The organism is Corynebacterium sp. KPL1986, assembly GCF_000477975.1.
In the GTDB taxonomy this organism is placed as follows: Bacteria; Actinomycetota; Actinomycetes; order Mycobacteriales; family Mycobacteriaceae; genus Corynebacterium; species Corynebacterium accolens.
On record NZ_KI515719.1, the window covers coordinates 2139942 to 2158872 of the forward strand.

The 18931-nt window shown below is 63.7% G+C and carries 19 protein-coding genes; 16 read left to right on the plus strand and 3 right to left on the minus strand.

Annotated elements, in window-relative coordinates; genetic code table 11:
* The first annotated feature begins 27 nt into the window (after positions 1–27).
* The 6 genes from HMPREF1287_RS09870 (at position 28) to HMPREF1287_RS09890 (ending at position 4475) form a co-directional block, all read left to right on the plus strand.
* Positions 28–957: a Ppx/GppA phosphatase family protein gene (locus HMPREF1287_RS09870; RefSeq protein ID WP_175279178.1), complete on the plus strand. Its 930-nt coding sequence runs from the start codon at positions 28–30 to the stop codon at positions 955–957.
* A 9-nt stretch (positions 958–966) separates the two neighbouring features.
* Complete coding sequence (locus HMPREF1287_RS09875; RefSeq protein WP_023016648.1) at positions 967–2208, plus strand: hypothetical protein; 1242 nt, start codon at positions 967–969, stop codon at positions 2206–2208.
* A gap of 81 nt (positions 2209–2289) precedes the next feature.
* Entirely contained in the window at positions 2290–3081 is a 792-nt protein-coding gene (proC, locus tag HMPREF1287_RS09880) for a pyrroline-5-carboxylate reductase (RefSeq protein ID WP_023016649.1), read from the plus strand.
* A gap of 251 nt (positions 3082–3332) precedes the next feature.
* Positions 3333–3521, plus strand: coding sequence for a helix-turn-helix domain-containing protein (locus tag HMPREF1287_RS09885; RefSeq protein WP_005276651.1), 189 nt, complete (start codon positions 3333–3335; stop codon positions 3519–3521).
* A gap of 275 nt (positions 3522–3796) precedes the next feature.
* Entirely contained in the window at positions 3797–3898 is a 102-nt protein-coding gene (locus HMPREF1287_RS12320) for a 30S ribosomal protein bS22 (protein WP_003855542.1), read from the plus strand.
* A 211-nt stretch (positions 3899–4109) separates the two neighbouring features.
* Positions 4110–4475 carry a DoxX family protein gene (locus tag HMPREF1287_RS09890; RefSeq protein WP_023016650.1) on the plus strand — a complete coding sequence of 122 codons (366 nt, stop codon included), beginning with the start codon at positions 4110–4112 and terminating at the stop codon, positions 4473–4475.
* Positions 4476–4549: 74 nt separating this feature from the next.
* Here HMPREF1287_RS09890 and HMPREF1287_RS09895 read toward each other — a convergent pair whose 3' ends face one another.
* Positions 4550–5587: an HAD family phosphatase gene (locus HMPREF1287_RS09895; RefSeq protein ID WP_023016651.1), complete on the minus strand. Its 1038-nt coding sequence runs from the start codon at positions 5585–5587 to the stop codon at positions 4550–4552.
* Between the two features lie 97 nt (positions 5588–5684).
* On the opposite strand from HMPREF1287_RS09895, the gene HMPREF1287_RS09900 reads away from it, so the two are divergent.
* The 9 genes from HMPREF1287_RS09900 to HMPREF1287_RS09940 all read left to right on the plus strand — a co-directional run bounded on the left by HMPREF1287_RS09900 (position 5685) and on the right by HMPREF1287_RS09940 (position 15123).
* Positions 5685–5924: a glutaredoxin family protein gene (locus HMPREF1287_RS09900; protein WP_005276722.1), complete on the plus strand. Its 240-nt coding sequence runs from the start codon at positions 5685–5687 to the stop codon at positions 5922–5924.
* Positions 5925–6000: 76 nt separating this feature from the next.
* A complete protein-coding gene (locus tag HMPREF1287_RS09905; protein ID WP_023016652.1) occupies positions 6001–7335 on the plus strand; it encodes a glutamyl-tRNA reductase in 1335 nt (444 codons plus the stop codon).
* Positions 7336–8232 (plus strand): hydroxymethylbilane synthase, encoded by an 897-nt coding sequence (gene hemC / locus HMPREF1287_RS09910; RefSeq protein WP_023016653.1) that lies wholly within the window; start codon positions 7336–7338, stop codon positions 8230–8232.
* A 209-nt stretch (positions 8233–8441) separates the two neighbouring features.
* Complete coding sequence (locus tag HMPREF1287_RS09915; protein ID WP_232218866.1) at positions 8442–10118, plus strand: uroporphyrinogen-III synthase; 1677 nt, start codon at positions 8442–8444, stop codon at positions 10116–10118.
* 29 nt (positions 10119–10147) lie between these two features.
* Positions 10148–11131, plus strand: a complete 984-nt coding sequence (gene hemB / locus HMPREF1287_RS09920) for a porphobilinogen synthase (protein WP_023016655.1) — start codon at positions 10148–10150, stop codon at positions 11129–11131.
* 9 nt (positions 11132–11140) lie between these two features.
* A complete protein-coding gene (locus tag HMPREF1287_RS09925; RefSeq protein WP_023016656.1) occupies positions 11141–11971 on the plus strand; it encodes a hypothetical protein in 831 nt (276 codons plus the stop codon).
* Positions 11968–12522, plus strand: a complete 555-nt coding sequence (locus HMPREF1287_RS09930; protein ID WP_023016657.1) for a hypothetical protein — start codon at positions 11968–11970, stop codon at positions 12520–12522. The genes HMPREF1287_RS09925 and HMPREF1287_RS09930 overlap by 4 nt, the downstream gene beginning before the upstream one ends.
* A gap of 183 nt (positions 12523–12705) precedes the next feature.
* A complete protein-coding gene (gene hemE, locus HMPREF1287_RS09935) occupies positions 12706–13740 on the plus strand; it encodes a uroporphyrinogen decarboxylase (RefSeq protein ID WP_023016658.1) in 1035 nt (344 codons plus the stop codon).
* Entirely contained in the window at positions 13741–15123 is a 1383-nt protein-coding gene (locus HMPREF1287_RS09940; RefSeq protein ID WP_023016659.1) for a protoporphyrinogen oxidase, read from the plus strand.
* 341 nt (positions 15124–15464) lie between these two features.
* Here HMPREF1287_RS09940 and HMPREF1287_RS09945 read toward each other — a convergent pair whose 3' ends face one another.
* Together HMPREF1287_RS09945 and HMPREF1287_RS09950 are read right to left on the minus strand one after the other, a co-directional pair.
* A complete protein-coding gene (locus HMPREF1287_RS09945; RefSeq protein ID WP_023016660.1) occupies positions 15465–16511 on the minus strand; it encodes an HNH endonuclease signature motif containing protein in 1047 nt (348 codons plus the stop codon).
* A 115-nt stretch (positions 16512–16626) separates the two neighbouring features.
* Positions 16627–17466: an NAD(P)-dependent oxidoreductase gene (locus tag HMPREF1287_RS09950; RefSeq protein ID WP_034653391.1), complete on the minus strand. Its 840-nt coding sequence runs from the start codon at positions 17464–17466 to the stop codon at positions 16627–16629.
* A gap of 136 nt (positions 17467–17602) precedes the next feature.
* On the opposite strand from HMPREF1287_RS09950, the gene hemL reads away from it, so the two are divergent.
* Positions 17603–18913 carry a glutamate-1-semialdehyde 2,1-aminomutase gene (gene hemL / locus HMPREF1287_RS09955; protein ID WP_023016662.1) on the plus strand — a complete coding sequence of 437 codons (1311 nt, stop codon included), beginning with the start codon at positions 17603–17605 and terminating at the stop codon, positions 18911–18913.
* Positions 18914–18931 lie beyond the last annotated feature (18 nt).

The window sequence follows — 18931 nt, forward strand, 5'->3', positions numbered from 1 at the left end:
CCACGGTAGACCTACTACGCTATTAGTGTGCGATTAGGTGTATTAGACGTTGGAAGTAATACCGTCCACCTCGTTGCGGTCGATGCCGCAATGGGGGGACGGCCTACTCCGATGAGCGATTGGAAGACCCCACTCCGGCTGGTAGAGCAGCTGGATAAGAAGGGAAACATCCACGAAAAGGGCCTGAAAAAGCTCGTGTCCGCCGTGGGTGAGGCAAGTGAGCTGGGTGACAAACTCGGGTGCGCCGAATTTATCGCCTTCGCGACCTCCGCGGTTCGCTCTGCCCCTAACTCCGAAGCAGTGCTCGATGAGGTGGAAAAGCAGACCGGCGTGCGCCTGCAGATCCTCTCGGGCGTGGAGGAAGCGCAGCTTACCTTCCTCGCTGCCCGCCGCTGGTACGGCTGGTCCGCCGGGCGCATCACCAACTTGGACATCGGCGGTGGCTCCCTGGAGCTATCCACCGGTACCGATGAACACCCTGACCTGGCCTTCTCCCTCGATCTGGGCGCAGGCCGGCTGACCCACAACTGGTTTGATACCGATCCGCCTGAGAAGAAGAAGGTCAGTGCGCTGCGCGATTTCATCGATGCAGAGCTTGAAGATGCCGTCACGCAGATGAAGGCGATGGGTCCTGCCGGCCTAGCGGTGGGCACCTCGAAAACCTTCCGTACCCTCTCGCGCCTTACCGGCGCGGCACCCTCGTCTGCAGGGCCATACGTCAAGCGCACATTGACCGCACCGGGCCTGCGCCAGTTGATTTCATTCATCACGCGCATGACTGCAGCAGACAGAGCGGACCTTGAGGGTGTAAGTTCGAACCGATCGCACCAAATCGTCGCCGGCGCTTTGGTTGCCGAGGCAAGCATGCGAGCCCTGGGAATTGAGAAGTTAGAAATCTGCCCATGGGCGCTGCGCGAAGGTGTTATTTTGCGCCGGACCGACAAGGGATTGGAATAGGAAGAGATCATGGCTGACGAAAAACAGTTGACCGTGGCCGAGCTGCTGGCTCGCAATAAGAAGGACCGCACGGACAAGGACGAGAAGACCTCTCGCCGCCGTCGGCGGAGCCTCGATGAGGGCGGCGTATCCGTTGCCGAGCTCACCGGCAGTCTGAAGAAGGTAAAGTCCACCCCGCCAGAGGCGAAGCACACCAACGTCTCCATCGACGATGACGCCCCTGTCATCCGCGCGCCAAAGTCCAAGGACGAGCAGTCCGTAGGAAACAAGGCCGCGGAGTCTAAGACCTCGGAGTCCAAGCCTGCAGCGGGCAAGGCCGCTGCAGGTAAGCCAAGCGCGGAGAAGCCAGCCGCGGGCACGCAGGAAGGCTCGAAGCAGGGCGTGGGGCAGTCGGGCATCGGCAAGCCTGCGCAAAGCAAGCCATCCCAGCCCCAATCCGCTTCCCCTAAGCCGGCTGCTGAGAAGCCTTCCGCGGCTACCCCGATTGCGTCCCCGGCACCGAAGCAGAACGGCAAGCCGAGTGGGCCTACCGCCTCTCCTAAGCCTGCGGCAGGTTCTGCCTCGCAGCCGACGGCCAAGCCTGCCCCCGCGCAGAAGGCTAATGCGCAGAAGGCAAACGCGCAGGAGGCAAAGAAGCCTGCGCAGTCGGAGCCGGAGGACAAGGCTGCGGCTAAGGACGCCGAGAAGAAGTCTTATCAGCCGTCCGCGGATGATACTGCGGTGATCCAGCGCATCGGCAAGTCGCAGTCCTCTCAGTCCTCGCAGGACAAGCGCAAGGATGCCGCTGACGGCGCCGAATCCGGAGCCAAGGAGAAGGCAGGCGCAGCTAGCGCTGCCGCTGCTGCGACCGCAGCGGGAGCCAAGGATGCCAAGGACGCGGGAACCAAGGGCAAGGCTGGCGCGCCTGCGCAAAAACCTGCCGCGGCCGCAAAGAAGTCCGACGATACCGGCGAGCTGCCCCAGGTGCGGGACGAGGAAATCACCGAAGAGCACGAGAAGCTTAACCCCATGTCCATCCTCATCATGGTGGTTGTGGGCATCGTCTTGGCGATCATCATCTTCAAGGGCTTTGAAGTGCTGTGGGATAACTTCCCGCGCACCGTCGTGGCCATCCTGGCGCTCTGCGTCACCGCAATCATGGCTGGTGTCACGCATGCGCTGCGCACCGCCCGCGATGGCTTCTCCATGTTCCTTGCAGGCATTACCGGCCTGATATTGACCTTTGGGCCACTGCTTTTGGTCATGCTCTAAACCGGCCATCCGCTGAGAACCACCCGGCTGCTTCCCTCGTGGAGGTAGCCGGGTGTCGTTATTTTTGGCATGGTGGAGACTATGACAAAGATTGCAATTTTAGGTGGAGGACAAATCGGTGAGGCTTTGACCTCGGGTCTTGTGGAATCGGGCTTTAATGCCTCCGATATCACGGTGACTAACCGCACGGCCTCCCGCGGTGAAGAACTCAAGAGCAACTATGGCGTTAATGTCACGACGGATAACGCCGAGGCGGTGGACGGCGCGGACTATATCTTCGCGTCCGTCAAGCCTTACGCCATCTTGGACCTGCTGGGCGAGATTAACCCAGCCAAGGACGCCGTGGTGGTCTCTATGGCTGCTGGGCTGACGCTGGAGGCCCTGCAGGCCGCTGCGGGCGAGGGCGTGCCGGTTGTGCGCGTTATGCCCAATACGCCGATGCTGGTGCGCCGCGGCATGTGCACCTGCGCCGCCGGCGAGCACGTGACTGAGGCCCAGATGCAGGGCGTGACGGAGCTCCTCGAGGCCGTTGGTGAGGTTGCGGTCATTCCGGAGAAGAATATCGACGCCGCGACCGCCCTGGCGGGTTCCTCGCCGGCGTACTTTTTCCTCGTGGCAGAGGCGCTTGTCGATGCCGGCGTGCAGCTCGGCCTCCCCCGCGATATCGCCGAAAAGCTCGCCGCCCAGGCGGCTGCCGGCGCGGGCGATATGCTGGCCAACTCGGGCCGCTCGGCAACGCAGCTGCGCGCAGGCGTGACCTCGCCAGGCGGCACCACCGCCGCGGCCGTGCGCGAGCTGGAAGAGTCCGGCCTGCGCGGTGCGTTCTACCGCGCCGCCGAGGCATGCTCCGATAAGGCTAAGGAGCTGGGCTAGAAGCCCGCCTAATGCGACCAGTTCCCCGTGGTGGGGGTGTAGTTGCCTCACACCACTTGGGGGCCGTACGGGAGCCATGAGGCGGTTGTTACGCAGCGCTTTTGGCGGTGAACTGAACAACTGCTGTGAAAAAATTTGGCACTTGGGTCGCATTAGTCACATGTTTCACGATAGGCTGGGACAAGCACGTGCGTGAAGTCCTGTGGGAGGGGAAGCCTACAGCGCGTAACGAGCTGAAGGGTTAGATAATTATGGCAAATGAAGAAAAAGGAACCTTTCTGACCATCGCGGAGGTCGCTGAAATCATGCGCGTCTCCAAGATGACTGTCTACCGTTTGGTTCACGCAGGCGAAATGCCGGCAGTCCGCGTCGGACGCTCTTTCCGCGTTCACGAGTCCGCCGTCAACGAGTACCTCGAGGCATCCGTTTACGGAGCGTAGGTTCTCGCGCCTTTCAGGCAGCGCCCACTTCTGTTGGCTACTTTTGGTCAGCGGTGGTGGGCGCTGTCTCGTTTTCCCGCGCGACGTCTTGCCGCGGGTTTCCATCGGGGCCACTTTTGGAGACACGCTGGGGACTAGGTAAGATGGATCGCATTCGTGTCGGCACGCCGTGATGGCCCGCATATGTGCGGCCAAGGTGGCAAAGAGTGCACCTTTGCCGTTTCAGGCGCCGGCAGGTTCACAGTACGTACTAAAAGAAAGTGAGGACGCCTGTTATGGGTTCTGTCATCAAGAAGCGCCGCAAGCGCATGTCCAAGAAGAAGCACCGCAAGATGCTGCGCCGCACCCGCGTGCAGCGTCGTAAGTTGGGTAAGTAAACCCAACAGCCCACGAATCCTCCGCACCGTGCCTTAGCGCGGCGGCGGAGGATTTCTGGTTTTCGGGCCGAGCGTGGATTCTCGGTCGTTCTTCCGCTGCACATCTCCACATACGTTTGCTTGTTTTGAGCTGTAGAATCAATTCAACCCACAAAAGTTGGGCCATGCGATGCTTCATGTGCTTAGCATCTGATTCAAGGGAGGTTCCCGAGTGGGGTCCTTAGCTGTCTTTGGTACGTATCTTTTAGCCATCGTTTTGATAGGCGATGCCGTGCTTTCTGTGAAGCCGCCCAAGTTCATTAGTCGCTGTCTTAGGGGCGTCAATTTTCCTCAAGACTGGTGGTGGGCGCTTATCGGAATTAAGGCGCTGGCCGCGCTTGGATTGATCGTCGGAGCCGTTTTGAATAACCCGTCGATTACAGCCACTGTCTCAGTCGGCGTACTTGGTTACTTTATTTTCGCCATCATCGCTCATATCAAGGCGAACTTCGTAGGTAAGGAGTTCTGGGTAAATTGTCTCGGGATGACGGCTCTTAGTGCGGTTGTTCTGGTGTTCAACGTCGCGGCGATGGGGTAGCAATAGCCACACCGAGGGGCTTGAGAAAGCAATGTGCTGAGTGCCGTTGAGAGACGGCAGTGCTGGTTGTATTGCTACTTCCGGAAATAGCGCCAGCCGCCATAGGAAAAGGCGGCCGTGACAAGCGCTGGAAGGCCGTAGGTGCGGATGGCGCGGCGGATGGAGCGGTAGTCGCGGACGATCCAACCGCGCTCTTCTGCGATATTGCGCAGTTTGCGGTCCGGGTTAATGGCCACGGGGGTGCCCACCATGGTGAGCATGGGCATGTCATTGGCGGAGTCGGAGTAGGCGGTGCACCGGTCCAGATCGAGGCCCTCGATGGTAGCGAGGGCGGCCACGGCGTGCTTCTTACCCGGGCCGTGGAGGATATCGCCCACCAAGCGTCCGGTGAACTTGCCGTCTTCTACCTCTGCGACGGTGCCGAGCGCGCCGGTAAAGCCAAAGCGGCGCGCCAAGACCTGGGCGAGCTGGACTGGGGTAGCGGTAACCAGCCACACCTGTTGGCCGGCGGCCAGGTGCATCTCAGCGAGCTGTGTGGTGCCGGGGTATGCGCGGCGGGCCAGGGAGGCTTCGACGATTTCCTCGCAGAGATCGATGAGCTCATCTACGCTGCGGCCCTTGACAAACTCCAAGGCCTGCGCGCGACCGGCGGCAACGTCTTTTGCGTTCTCCGCGCCGGAGAGGCGGAATTTTAGTTGCTTCCAGGCAACCGGGAGTATCTCAGAGATGCGGATATAGCGCCGGCGGGCGAGCCCAAAGCCGAATTCCACCAAGGAGGAACCCTGAACGAGGGTATTGTCCACGTCGAAAAAGGCGGCGGCACCCACATCGACGGGGACGTCCGGATCTTGGTCCGTGATGCGCGGGGAGCCTGCGGCGTCGTAAGAGCCGGAGACGGAGGCGATGCCGGAGGCAAAGTCCTCGAGCTCGAGCCCGAATTCCTCTAAGGCGGCGGCAGCGGCCGCCTCACCTGCGGCGCGTTGTTCTTCCTCGCCCAAGGGGGCCAGCGCCTGGTTTTCTAAGAAGTTGCGCAGATTGCCGCGCGAGGCCGTCCAATTGGCCAAAAAGTCGCGGGGAGATTCGGGGAACCCGGGGGGAGGTATAGCGGACACGAGTGGAATAAACAGCTTTCGCAAACGCGGGGTGGACTAATATGTCCATAGTAAACGTTTCCACCGTCGGCGTCCTTATGAGGAGAATCCCGCCCCTATGTCCCAGCATCTAGTCGAGCTCATGGTGCGCCCCACCTGCGGTTCCTGCAAACGGGTAAAAGAGCAGATTACCCCCGTTATCCAGGCGGCCGGCGCCCAGCTGGAAGTGCGCAACGTAGAAGACAGCCGCGAGCTCGAGATGGAATTCGGTGACCGCGTTCCCGTTGTAGTGATAGACGGGGAAGAATTCGCCTGCTGGGAAGTCGATAACGAAGAGCTGGCTGCCGAGCTGCGCTGACGATTCGGGTTCCACGCCCATGCGGGGTAGTCTTTGGAACCATTGCGGTCAATCAAAAGGTTGAGGAGTGTGGAGCATGAGCGTGCTTGTTGTGGGAATGTCCCACCAATCGGCACCCGTGGCGTTGCTGGAAAAGTTGAGCATGGACGATGTGGTGCAGCATTCCGCCTGCGGGCAGTTGGTTGATGCCGAGTCCCTGACTGAGGCGATGATTATTTCCACGTGCAACCGCCTCGAGGTCTACACGGTGACCAATGCCTTCCACACCGGCGTGCAGGACGTCATCCGGGTGCTTAAGGAAGTCTCCCAGGTCGATGAGGAAGAGCTGCGCAATTACCTCTACGTGCGCTATGCCGATGCCGCCGCGGAACACCTCATGTCCGTTACCTCCGGCCTGGATTCGATGGTGGTGGGCGAGCAGCAGATCATCGGCCAGGTACGTTCTGCCTACCAGTCCGCCTCCGAGCAGGGCACGGTTGGTCCGCGCATCCACGCCTTGGCACAGTCCGCGCTGCGGGCCGGCAAGCGCGTGCACTCGGAAACGGAGATCGACAAGGCCGGCGTCTCGATGGTGACTTTCGCCTTTGACCAGGCACTGCAGCGCCTCGATACGGAGGATCTGCAGGGCAAGTCCGCGCTCGTGCTGGGTGCTGGGGCAATGGCCTCGCTTGCGGCCACCCACGCGGGCCGGCTGGGCATTGGCGAGCTGGTGATTGCCAACCGCACCCGCGAGCGCGCCGAGCGCCTTGCCGGCCACGCAGAAGAGGCCGGGGTGCGCACCCGCGTGGTGGACTTTCAGGACCGCGCCGCCGCGCTTGCCGATGTCGACCTCGCCATCTCCGCCACCGGCGCCGAAGGCTTTACCATCACCGCCGGCGATATCCCGCCCGCGCACCCGCTGATGCTCATTGACCTCTCCCTCCCACGCGATATCGATGACGAGGCAACGAAAATCGATGACGTGGACTTGGTGAACATCGAGCGCCTCAGCAAGTCCCTGTCCGCGGCCGCCACCGACGTCGCGGCCGGCACGAGCCCGCACGAGCAGGCCCGCACCATCGTGGACGAGGAGCTTGCCGCCTATACCTCCGCCCAGCGCGTGCGCGATGTGGCACCGGCTGTCAGCGCCCTGCACCGCCGCGCGGCGGACCTCGTGGAGTGCGAGGCGGCCCGCCTGCAGCAAAAGCACCCGGAGCTAGAGGGCAAGCAGCTTGCCGATGTCCAAGGCGCCCTCAAGCGCGTCGCCGACAAACTGCTGCATGAACCGACGGTGCGGGCGAAGAAGCTGGCGGCATCGGATAGCAGCTTTAACAGCGAAAATGCCCTGCAGGAGCTTTTTGGCCTGCAGCTGGAAGGCTCCGGCGTTGCCGTTGCCGTCAATGAATTGCCCACGCTGAATAAGGAGGCGTAAATGTTCCAGATCGGTACCCGTGGCTCCAAGCTCGCCACCACCCAGGCAGGACACGTCCGCGATTGGCTTATCGATGCCGGATTCGATTCCGAACTCCACATCGTCACCACCGCAGGCGATACCAATATGGCCCCGGTCGAGCGCATCGGCGTGGGCGTATTCACCCAGGCGCTGCGCGAGGCGCTGTACCGCGGCGAATGCGATATCGCCGTGCACTCTTTCAAAGACCTGCCCACGGCCGAGGATGACCGCTTCCGCTTGGTTATCCCGCAGCGCCAGGACAGCCGCGAGGTGCTGGTCGCCCGCGATGGCATGACCCTGATGCAGCTGCCGGAGGGCGCGCGGGTGGGAACCTCGGCGCCGCGCCGCATCTCCCAGCTGGCCGCGCTGCGCCCGGACCTGGATATCCGCCCGCTGCGCGGCAATATCGATACCCGCATGTCCAAGGTGACCGACGGCGAACTCGATGCCGTGGTGCTGGCCTATGCCGGCCTGCTGCGCGGCGGCTACGAGGATCGGGCCAGCGATATTTTCGATCCAGAATTATTCATGCCCGCCCCCGCCCAGGGTGCGCTTGCCATCGAGGCCGTCGCCGGCACCGAGGCCGCCGCGGCGCTCGACGCTGTTGTCGATGAACAAGCCACCGCCGCAGCCCTCGCCGAGCGCGCCGTTCTCGCCCGCCTCGAGGCCGGCTGCACCGCGCCCGTGGCCGCCACGTCCCGCTGGAATGGTGATCAGCTCACGGTGCGCGGCGGCGTCTTTGCGCTGGATGGTTCCCGCCAATTGACCGCCACCGCCTCCGGCACCGCGGCGGACGCAGCGGAAGCGGCGGAGTTGGGCGCGCGGGTCTCTGATGAGCTTTTCGCCCAAGGCGCGGCCGACCTGCTTGGTCAGTAATTTCTACTTTAAGCGCTAATAATTTAAGGTGTAGATACCATAGATCATTTTTTGCAATGATACCCGGCCCCCTTTAAGGGCATCCCAGGACGTCGCGCCTGGGATTTTGGCCGTTATGACCTTGATACCCACCGACGGCGCGGGGAGAAACACTGCAGGCGATCATGTCCGTGTGCGGTGCCGCGGGCCCAGATCTAGAAAAGAACTTTATGAGCAATGCTGTGTCAGACACCCAGTTGGGCAAGATCGTCTTCGTGGGCGCTGGTCCGGGAAACCCAGACCTGCTGACCGTCCGCGCCCGCGAAGTTCTGGCCAATAACGCTTTCGCCGTGGCCGATCCGCAGGTCATGCAGGGCGTGCGCGATGCCGTCGCCACCGCGCTGCCCGTCCCGCAAGAGCTGTTGGATGCCGCGGAAGAGGAATACGCGCAAATGTGCGCCGATGCCAAGGCCAAGGGCGCGCGCCGCAAGCCGCCCCGCCCGCCGGCACCGACCGCCGCGGTGGTCTACGCGCCGGGCGAGGACATCGTAAGCCAGCTGCGCGAGTGCCTTGCCGAGGCCGATGGCGAGGACGTCATCCGCCTCGTGACCGGCAACCCGCTCAACCGTGAATCCATCAAGGCCGAAATCAACGCCGTGGCCTCCGCCGGCCTGGAATTCCAGGTCGTGCCGGGTATGTCCCTGCCCTCAACCGTGCCGTCTTTTGCCGGGCTAGCCCTGGGTTCGACGTACACGGAGGCTGATGTCACCGATGGTGCCGACTGGGACGCGCTCGCCAATGCCACCCAGCCCATCGTTTTGCAGGCCACCAAGGACGACCTCGCGGAGATTTCCACCGAGCTGCAGCAGCGCGGCATGCCGGCGGAAACCGAGGCGTTTGTGACCGTCCACGGCACCACGCGCCTGCAGCGCACGTATGAGGCAACGCTGGGGACCATCGCCAAGCTGGATGCGGACTTGTCCGGCCCGCTGGTGGTTACACTCGGCCGCAGCATCGATGACCGCACCAAGTACTCGTGGTGGGAAAACCGCCCGCTCTACGGCTGGCGCGTGCTGGTGCCGCGCACCAAGGAACAGGCCGGGCCCATGTCCGCGCGCCTGGCCGGCTACGGCGCCATCCCGCAGAACGTGCCGACGATTTCCATCGAGCCGCCGCGCAACCCGGCGCAGATGGACCGCGCCATCAAGGGCATTGTCGAGGGCCGCTACAAGTGGATCGTCTTTACCTCCGTCAATGCCGTGACCGCCGTGTGGGATAAGATTTCCCAGCTCGGCCTGGACGCGCGCGATTTCGCCGGCGTGCACCTCGCCGCAGTGGGCACCAAGACCGCCGATGCCATCCGTGCCAAGGGCATGGTGCCGGAGCTTTTGCCGCACAAGAAGAAGCAAAACGCCGAGGGCCTGCTCGAGGTCTTTCCCAATTACGTCGAGGACATCGACGCCGTGAGCCGCGTCCTCCTGCCGCGCACCGATATCGCCGCCGATACGCTTGTCGATGGCCTCCAAGCCCTCCAGTGGGACGTCGATGACGTCGTGGCCTACCGCACCGTGCGCGCCGCCCCGCCCTCGGCAGAAATCCGCGACATGATCAAGACCGGCGGCTTCGACGCCGTGGCCTTTACCTCCGGTTCCACCGTGCGCAACTTGGTGGGCATCGCCGGCAAGCCGCACCAGCGGACGATCATCGCGTGCATCGGGCCATCGGCAAGCGCGGCCGCAGAAGAGCTGGGCCTGCGCGTCGATGTCGTGCCGGATGTTGCGGACGTGCCCGCGCTTGTCGATGCCCTCGCCAGCCACGTCGCCGCCCTCCGCGCTGCCGGTAACCTGCCCGCGCCCCGCAAGAAGCGTCGCGCGCGCAAGAAGACTACTAAGGTCGAGAAGGCGTAAGTTTTTAGTCTCGCTCTAAGGAGTACCCAATGAGCTCTTTTCCTGCCCGCCGCCCCCGCCGACTGCGCTCCACGCCGCAGATGCGCAACCTCGTCGCCGAAACCACGCTGCGCCCATCGGACTTAATACTGCCGATGTTTATTGCAGACGGCCTCGATGAGCCGAATGAGATTTCCTCCATGCCCGGCGTGTACCAGCACACCTTTGACTCGCTGCGCCGCGCGACCGAAGAAGCCCTCGAGGTCGGCGTTACCTGCGTGGACCTCTTCGGCGTTCCGCTGGAAAAGGACAAGGACGCCTCCGGCTCCGTGGCCTGGAATCCCGACGGCATTTTGAACCGCGGCATTTCCGCCCTGCGCGAGGAATTTGGCGATGACCTCATCATCATGGCCGATACCTGCCTCGACGAGTTCACCTCGCACGGGCACTGCGGCGTCCTCGATGACCAGGGCCGTGTGCTTAACGATGAATCCGTCCAGCTCTACCAAAAGATGGCCCGCTCCCAGGCCGAAGCCGGCGCGCAGATCATTTCCCCGTCCGGCATGATGGACGGCCAGGTTGCCGCCATCCGCGCAGATTTAGATGAAGCCGGGCGCGACGACGTCTCCATCATGGCCTACTCCGCGAAGTACGCCTCCGCCTTCTTCGGCCCCTTCCGCGAGGCCGTCGGCTCCTCCCTCGAGGGAGACCGCCGCACCTACCAGCAGGACCCGCGCAACTTCCGCGAATCCCTGCTGGAGGCCGAGCTCGATATCGAAGAGGGCGCCGACTTCGTGATGGTCAAGCCGGGCTTGCCGTATTTGGATGTCTTGTCCGCAATCGCGGAGGCTTCCTCGGTACCCGTCGCCGTGTACCAGGTCTCCGGCGAGTACGCGATGATCAAGGCCGGCGCCGCCAACGGTTGGGTCGATGGCGAGGCCATCATGCTCGAGTCGCTCACCGCCTTCAAGCGCGCCGGTGCCGATCAGATCCTGACGTACTTCGCCACCGAAGCCGCACGCCTGCTCAAGTAAAGGATTTTTGTGACACAGCCTTCTTCTCGTCCGACGCCGCCGCCCGAGTCGCCGTCCGCGTCGCAGCCCGGCAGCTCAGGGCCGCAGCCCGGCAACCCAGGGGCGCAGCCCAGCAATCAGCGTGGGGGCGGTAAGGACAGTTCCAAGCGCCCTGAGACCGTGGTCTACATGCTGTGGCTCTGGCTGGGCGTCGTCGCCGGCGAGACCGTCCACCAAATCCTCAACGTGGTGCTGACCCTGCTCAACCACGATGTGCTCATGGCGCAGGCCAAGCAGATGGTCGAAAGTGCCTCGGGTGGCGAGGACGGCGAAGAGGTATCGGACTCCTTTATCGAAATGGCCGCCTATGGATCGGTGGCGCTGTCGGCTGCCATTGCCATCGGCGTGCTGGTGCTGCTGCTGTTTTTGCTGAAGTCGCTGGCAGAGCCATCAAAGCGCGCGGGCACCTCGCGACGCATCTGGTTCGCCTTTTCCATTTACTTCGGTTTCCGCATCCTTCTGACCTTCATGGTCACGCCCGCGGGTGCCGACGTCCCCGACTGGCTCTTCGCTGCCGACGGCATGGTACAGATCTTGGTCGGCGTCGCCGCCGTATTGGGGCTCATCTTCTCCATTAAGCCCGACACCCTTGACTACACCGGCGAGCTCGAGCAAATGCGCGAGCTGGAAAAGGAACTCGAGCAGGCGCGCCGCGATAAAGAGCGTGAGAAGCGCGAAAAGCAGGAGGCCAAGGAGAAGGACGCCAAGCAAAAGGACTCCAAAGATAAAGTCGGCCGCAATCAGTCTCCGCGGAATTCCGCCTCCCAAAACAGGGGCGATGACGACAGGGTCAACCGATGACCAGCATGTTCCCCGGCCACGGCCGGCGCGATGATGACCAGAACGGCGGTTCTGCGGATAAGAATCATCGCCCAGGGCCTCGCGACTATAACCGCCCTGTGCAGCACACCACCCAGGATCAAGACTTGTCCGTGTGGCCGCGCCCGCTCCAGTGGGCGTATTGGGTTCTCGTTGTTGCCGCCGTCATCATGCTGGTCAGTGGCATGGTCGGCATCTTCGGCGGAGGCGGCGAGCAGATAGAGCCCGCGGATTCGCACATCGCCGAGTTTGTGCGGTCGAACCGCCTATTTGTCTCAGTATTTAATATCATCGGCGCGATCATTCTGGCGCTGTTTTCCGCGCAACTCGCAAACGGATCGAAGTGGGCGCGTCGCATCATCTCCGTCGTCATCGCGATTGCCCTCTTTTTCAATATCGCGGCCCTGGCTCTTGGTATTGGTGGGCTCGGCCTGCTGATTATCGCCGTGACGCTGCTTATCGCGGTAGTTCTGCTCTTCCGGCCCCAGTCCAATCGGTTTATCGCCCACCGCAGCCTCCACGGGCGGGGCTGACGGGCGCTGATCGCAGGGCTAGCGCTCGCCTCACGCGAGGTTAGTGCGCAGCTGGCCTACGGCTGACGGACGCTGAACGCAGGGCTAGCGCGCAAGCCGAGGCGCCATTGACACGCATGAAGCGCGCGGGCAAAGGCGCGGCAAATTAGCCTCTGCTCCAACTTTTGATTCATAATGAGGGGTATGTCTCGACTTAACCGCGCCCCCATTATCGATGCCGCCCTCGGCCGCACTCCCTCCCGCCCGCCGGTGTGGTTGATGCGACAAGCTGGTCGCTCCCTGCCGGAGTACCGCGCCGCCCGCGAGGGCATCAGCATGCTGGACTCTTGCTTCATGCCGGAACTCCTGGCAGAAATCACCCTGCAGCCGGTGCGCCGCCACGACGTGGACGCGGCCATCCTCTTTTCCGATATCGTGGTCCCGCTCAAGGCCGCCGGCGTCAACGTTGACATCGTGCCCGGCCGCGGGCCGGTGATGGAGAAGGCGGTGAGGGAGAAGGGGGACATCGGCAAGCTGCCTATTCTGGAAGCTGACGTGCCTGAAGTCGCCCAAGGCATTGCGGGCATCCTCGACGAGCTGACCGAAACCCAAGCGCTTATCGGCTTCGTCGGCGCGCCATTTACCCTGGCCAGCTACCTCATCGAGGGTGGGCCGTCCAAGAACCACGAGCGCACCAAGGCGCTCATGCACGCCGAGCCCGAGACGTGGCACATGCTCATGCGCCGGCTCGTGCCCACCATCATTAATTTCCTGCGGGTGCAAGTCGATGCCGGCATCGACGCCATGCAGCTTTTCGATTCCTGGGCCGGCTACCTCAACGAGCGCGACTACCGCGAGTTCGTGCTGCCATATTCGCAGGAAATCCTCGCCAGCGTCGACATCCCGCGCATCCACTTCGGCGTGGGCACCGGCGAGCTGCTACAGGCGATGTCTGAAGCCGGCTCCGAGGTCATGGGCGTGGACTACCGCGTGGCCATGGACACCGCCGCGCAGCGCGTGAATTCGCGCGTGCTGCAGGGCAACCTCGACCCAGCGCTGCTTTTTGCCGGCGACGATGCCGTGCGCCAGGCCGTGCGCACCATCCGCGGCGAGGTCGAGCGCGCCCAGCAGCGCGGCGATATCGACACCCATATCTGGAACCTTGGGCACGGGGTGCTGCCCACCACCGACGCGGAGGCCATCACCCGCGCCGTATCCATCATTCACGAGGAGGGCTAAATGCGTATTGCCATCATCGGTGCCGGCCTCGCCGGCCTTACCGCTGCCTACGAACTGCGCGATCACGATGTCGAGGTTTTCGAGGCCGCCGGGCGCATTGGCGGCAAGCTGTATTCCGTGCCGTTTAATGACGGCCCCACCGACATGGGTGCCGAGGCTTTCCTCGCCCGTCGGCGCGATGCCGTGGACTTTTTCCACGCCCTCGGCCTTGCCGGGAGTTTAGTTGACCCGTCAGGTTTGCGCTCGCTGGTCTACAGCGGGGAGCTCAAGGCCCTGCCGCAGGACGGGGTGATGGGCATTCCGTCGCATTCCGCGCCGGTTGCGCACCTGGTTTCGGAAGAGACGGCGCGGCGCATCGATAACGAGCAGCCCTTCGAGTGGACCGTGGGCGGCGACGTCTCGGTCGGTGAGTTGGTGCGTCAACAATACGGCGGCGACCTGGTGGACCGCGTGGTTTCCGCGCTGCTGGGCGGGGTGTACTCGTGCACCGCCGATGACCTAGGCCTGCGCGCCACCATCCCCACGCTTGCCGATGCCCTCGATTCCCTCGCCGCCTCCCGCCCCGTCACCCTTTCTGCGGCCGTGCGCTCCCTTGAGAAAGCCCGCGCGGATAACCCCAGCGGTTCCGGGCCCGTTTTCCAGACCTTCCGCGGGGGCTACGCCGAACTCTACGAGACCCTGGCGGAAAAATCCGACGCGAAGATTTTCGTTGACACGTTCATTTCTGGCATCTCGCGCGAGGGCGATAAGTTCCGCCTCACCGGCGCGCCGGGCGATACCGCGACCTTCGACCGCGTGTTGGTAGCTACCCCGGCGCCGACCGCCGCGCGCCTTCTACCCAAGGTGGCTCCGGATGCGGCAACGCGGTTGAAGGGGGTGAAGCTGGCGGCATCGGCAGTCGTGGGCCTCAAATTCGAGTCCGATACCGATCCCTCCGGCACCTCGTTGCCACAAAACTCCGGCATCCTCGTCGCCACCGACCAAGATGACGTGCACGCAAAGGCATTCACGTTGTCATCGCGCAAGTGGCCGCACCTGGCAGAGCGCGGCGGGGCGCTGGTGCGCGCCTCGTTCGGCCGGTTCGGCGACGACGCCATCGTCCGCGCCGAAGAAGACGACCTCGTGGACTACGCCCTCGATGATCTGCAGCACCTGACCGGCTTCGACGGCCGCGCGGCTGGCGTTGCCGAAATCTTCACCCAGCGTTGGTTCGGTGGCCTGCCGCGCTTTGATGCCACCCACCTCGACACCGTAGCCGCCGTGCGCGATGCCTTGTCCCAATCCCCAGGCGTCGACGTCACGGGCGCCTGGGCCGGCGGCGTGGGCGTGCCTGCGGTCATCGCGGATGCGCGCGCTGCCGCCGCCCGCATCGCTAGCAGCTAGCTCGCGCGGCGGGGCGCCGCATTTAGTATCAGAACCTGGTTCGGTAGCAACTGGCGCCGGCTGCAACTGGCGTCGGTTGCAGCTAGCGAAGTCGGTGGCTGACGCTGCCGGTAGTTAAGAATCGCCGGCGGTCCCGCGCCTGTACCGCGACGCGGTCCGGAGCTGGAGCGAATCGGTTTTGGGCATGCCTAAACAGGCAGCAGGGCTACTGCTGCCTGAACAGGCGCTTGCGGCCGATTCCGCGCGTGCGGAAACCTGACATGCGCGCAGATGATTGGCATGTGCGAGGACACGTCCCTCGGCCGGGAATGGCGGCGGGACCTGGGCGCTAGGTGCGTGTACTAGGTTCCGGCGCTGGGGCCGGGCACGGCATCGGGCACGGTGTCGGCCCAGGGTGGTTGCCACACCACCCGCCCGCGTCTGCGGGCGAGGCGACCACGGCGAGGTGGGGCATTCGGGTCATCGTCGTTGACGCCGTTGTGATATGGGCAGCAGGCCGCAAGGTTGGCCATATTGGTATCGCCGCCGTGTTGCCAGGCTCCCAGGTGGTGGATTTGGCACTTATCCGCAGGATAGTTGCATCGCGGCCACGGGCAGACGGGATTTTCGGCGGCGGCCATGAGCCGCTGCTTCTCGTTAGCCATGCGCTCGGTGCGGTAGAGGTTTACCGCGCCCTCGAAGGGATGCACGAGGGTGATAAGGCCGCGCTCGGAAAGCGTGCGCGCGACTAATTCGGCGCCGGTGAGCCGCGCGCCGTTGGTGAGTTGGATGGTGATTTCTTCGCCGTCGCCATCGATGATGCGGTCGAGCTCGTCGAGCGTGATGATCGCATTGGTCGTCACCGTGGGGCGTTGGGCGGCGGCGCCGGAGCCAGAGAAAAGCCCCGCGACGGAGTCTAAGGGCGCATCCTCGTCCAGGTTGGACTCCAAATCAGCGATGAGGGCGGACGGCCCGGTAATCGCGAGCGTCCACGGCGCGTCTTTGCGGCGGCGAATGCGCACGCCAGGGCGCGGCGGGGTGGGCGGATTAATCTCGCGCAGCTTCTTGCGCGCCAGCTTTTCCATCTCATCGGTATCCGCGGCGGTGCGGCAGAGCTCCACCCGCAGCTGCCACGCCTGACGCTTGGTCTTGGCGCGCGTGGCGTAGCGCTCGATGACCTCGAGTGTTGGCAGCGCGTGGGCGCGTTCACGGGCGGCGGCCACGGCGCGGCGTTGTTGCCGGGAAAAGGAGGTGGGGGAGAAGAAGGCATCGGCAAGCGTGAGCAGCGTGCGCGCCGTCCGGTTCGGCGCACCGGCCGCGCGCAGCTCGCGGGCGGACATGCCAGTGCACCCGGCGACGATGTCGATGCCGGGCGCTAAAGCCGCGAGGTATGCCTGAAGTGCTGTCATGCCGCACAGCTTAAGGTGATAGCGCAACTAAAGCGCGGCGCGCGGGCGGAGCCTGTGGATAACTCGCCCGAAAAGCGCTAAAAAGCCGCGGTTCGTTGACGCGACATGTGACTAACTAGCCCTTATTGCGGAAAACGAAGATGGATGAGAAGTCCTGATTCCCGTGGCCCATGTCCTGCATCTCGGCGAAGCGCTCGATGGCAGCGGATACGGCGGGCAGCGGCTTATCGGAGGTCTTCTCCATGAGCTTGGCGTCCTTGGCCAGGGCATCGACGGTGAAATCGCCGGGGTCGGTATTGCGCTCGCCGGTGATGAACGGGCCTTTCATATTAGACATGAACGACAGGCCGGTGATGTCGAGCATCTGCAGGATGACCTCGGAATCGAGCCCCTCGGATTCGCCGAGCTGCAGGGCCTCGAGCAGGCCTTCGGCGGTCACGGCGAGGGCGAGGTTGGCCAGCAGCTTGCCGATGGCCGCCGTCGCCGCCGTTTCCACCCCAATCAGCTTTTCTTCGCCCGCCCAGGCCTCGGCAAGGCCGAGGGCGAGCTCGCGGCGGTCATCGTCAGGCGTGCCGACATAAACGCCCAGGTTGCCCTCGCGCGCCGGGCCCAGCGAGCCCACGACGGGGGAGTGGACGTAGGAGTCGACGGCGGCGGCGAACTCGCGGGCATCGTCAGGCGAGACCGTCGTGGTGTCGATCCAGGTAATGCCCTCGGGGATAAGCTGCGGCTCGATGACCACCTCGCGGATCTGGTCGGGGCCGAAGAGGGAGGTGATGATGACCTCGGCGCCCTCGATGGCCGCGGCGGGGGTATCGGCGCGCGCCGCGCCCTCATCCACGAGCGGTTGCGCGCGCTCAGCGGTGCGGTTCCACACCGTCAGCTCGTGCTCAGATAGTAGGTGGCGGGCAAGCTTGGTGCCCATGCGTCCGGTTCCTAAAAATGCAATCTTCATACCTCCCCAGTGTGCCATCTCAGCGGGAATGCCGTTTTCTATGACGTATCACGGAATCTCAGGAAACGTTGGAGGGTTGCTGTGAATTCCACCGACATGCACAGTCAAACTTTTGTATGTCGCGCGAGTCGCTAGAATGACAGACATGCCTAATACTTCCCAGTCGCAACAGTGGTTCGAGCGTTCCTCCAAAGTGATCCCGGGCGGGGTGAACTCGCCGGTGCGCGCTTTCGGCTCCGTGGGTGGCCAGGCCCGCGTGATCGAGCGGGGCGCAGGATCGCGCCTGTGGGATGTCGACGGCAATGAGTACGTCGACCTCGTGAGCTCGTATGGCCCGATGATTCACGGCAATGCGCACCCGGAAATCGTGGAGGTCGTGCAGCGGGCTGCCACCGGCGGGCTGAGCTTTGGCACGCCGACGGAGGGGGAGGCGCTGCTGGCGGAGGAAATCGTCAAGCGCACTGCGGCCGATAAGGTGCGCATGGTTAACTCCGGCACGGAGGCGACCATGTCGGCGGTGCGTTTGGCCCGCGGTTATACGGGCCGCGCGAAGGTGCTGAAGTTTGAGGGGTGCTACCACGGGCACGTGGATGCGTTGCTGGCATCGGCGGGCTCGGGCGTGGCGACGTTCGGCCTGCCGGATTCGCCGGGTGTTACGGGTGCGACGGCGAAGGACACCATCGTCGTTCCTTATAACGACCTGGATGCGGTGCGTGAGGCTTTCGCGGAGAACGAGGGCCAGATTGCCTGCATCATTGCGGAGGCTTCTGCCGGCAATATGGGCACCGTGGCCCCGAACGAGGGCTTCAACGCGGCACTGAAGGAAATCGCGCATGCCGATGGCGCCCTGCTCATCCTCGACGAGGTCATGACCGGCTTCCGCACCTCGTACAAGGGCTGGTACGGCGTCGATGGCGTGGCGGCGGACCTGGTGACCTTTGGCAAGGTGGTTTCCGGTGGCTTGCCGGCCGCGGCCTTTGGCGGTCGCGCCGAGGTCATGGACTACCTGGCGCCGGATGGTCCGGTCTATCAGGCGGGCACCTTGTCCGGTAACCCGGTGGCGATGGCCTCGGGCCTGAAGTCGCTGCAGCTTGCCGATGAATCCCTTTACCCCCGCCTGCAAGAAAAGGCCGACCAGCTTGGCGCGATGATTTCCTCCGCGCTGGAGGCCGAGGGCGTGGCGCACCACATTCAGCGCGCGGCATCCATGTTCTCCATTCGCTTTGCAGAGGGCGAGGGCCGCAACTTCGCGGACATGCAGGCAGCGGAGAACTTCCGCTTTGCCCCGTTCTTCCACGCGCTGCTTGAAAATGGCATCTACGTGGCACCGAGCGCGTTCGAGACCTGGTTCGTCTCTGATGCTCTTGGCGATGCCGACTTCGAGCGCATCGATGCCGCCCTCAAGCCCGCCGCGAAGGCCGCGGCCGCAGCGCGTCCCGCACAATAAGTCCTGCGCAACAAGGCC

Bases quoted from the DNA above. Each gene is read 5' to 3' on its own strand.
- HMPREF1287_RS09875 (WP_023016648.1), top strand. From the start codon at position 967: ATGGCTGACGAAAAACAGTTGACCGTGGCCGAGCTGCTGGCTCGCAAT.
- proC (WP_023016649.1), top strand. From the start codon at position 2,290: ATGACAAAGATTGCAATTTTAGGTGGAGGACAAATCGGTGAGGCTTTG.
- HMPREF1287_RS09885 (WP_005276651.1), top strand. From the start codon at position 3,333: ATGGCAAATGAAGAAAAAGGAACCTTTCTGACCATCGCGGAGGTCGCT.
- HMPREF1287_RS12320 (WP_003855542.1), top strand. From the start codon at position 3,797: ATGGGTTCTGTCATCAAGAAGCGCCGCAAGCGCATGTCCAAGAAGAAG.
- HMPREF1287_RS09900 (WP_005276722.1), top strand. From the start codon at position 5,685: ATGTCCCAGCATCTAGTCGAGCTCATGGTGCGCCCCACCTGCGGTTCC.
- HMPREF1287_RS09905 (WP_023016652.1), top strand. From the start codon at position 6,001: ATGAGCGTGCTTGTTGTGGGAATGTCCCACCAATCGGCACCCGTGGCG.
- hemC (WP_023016653.1), top strand. From the start codon at position 7,336: ATGTTCCAGATCGGTACCCGTGGCTCCAAGCTCGCCACCACCCAGGCA.
- HMPREF1287_RS09915 (WP_232218866.1), top strand. From the start codon at position 8,442: ATGAGCAATGCTGTGTCAGACACCCAGTTGGGCAAGATCGTCTTCGTG.
- hemB (WP_023016655.1), top strand. From the start codon at position 10,148: ATGAGCTCTTTTCCTGCCCGCCGCCCCCGCCGACTGCGCTCCACGCCG.
- HMPREF1287_RS09930 (WP_023016657.1), top strand. From the start codon at position 11,968: ATGACCAGCATGTTCCCCGGCCACGGCCGGCGCGATGATGACCAGAAC.
- hemE (WP_023016658.1), top strand. From the start codon at position 12,706: ATGTCTCGACTTAACCGCGCCCCCATTATCGATGCCGCCCTCGGCCGC.
- HMPREF1287_RS09940 (WP_023016659.1), top strand. From the start codon at position 13,741: ATGCGTATTGCCATCATCGGTGCCGGCCTCGCCGGCCTTACCGCTGCC.
- HMPREF1287_RS09945 (WP_023016660.1), bottom strand. From the start codon at position 16,511: ATGACAGCACTTCAGGCATACCTCGCGGCTTTAGCGCCCGGCATCGAC.
- HMPREF1287_RS09950 (WP_034653391.1), bottom strand. From the start codon at position 17,466: ATGAAGATTGCATTTTTAGGAACCGGACGCATGGGCACCAAGCTTGCC.
- hemL (WP_023016662.1), top strand. From the start codon at position 17,603: ATGACAGACATGCCTAATACTTCCCAGTCGCAACAGTGGTTCGAGCGT.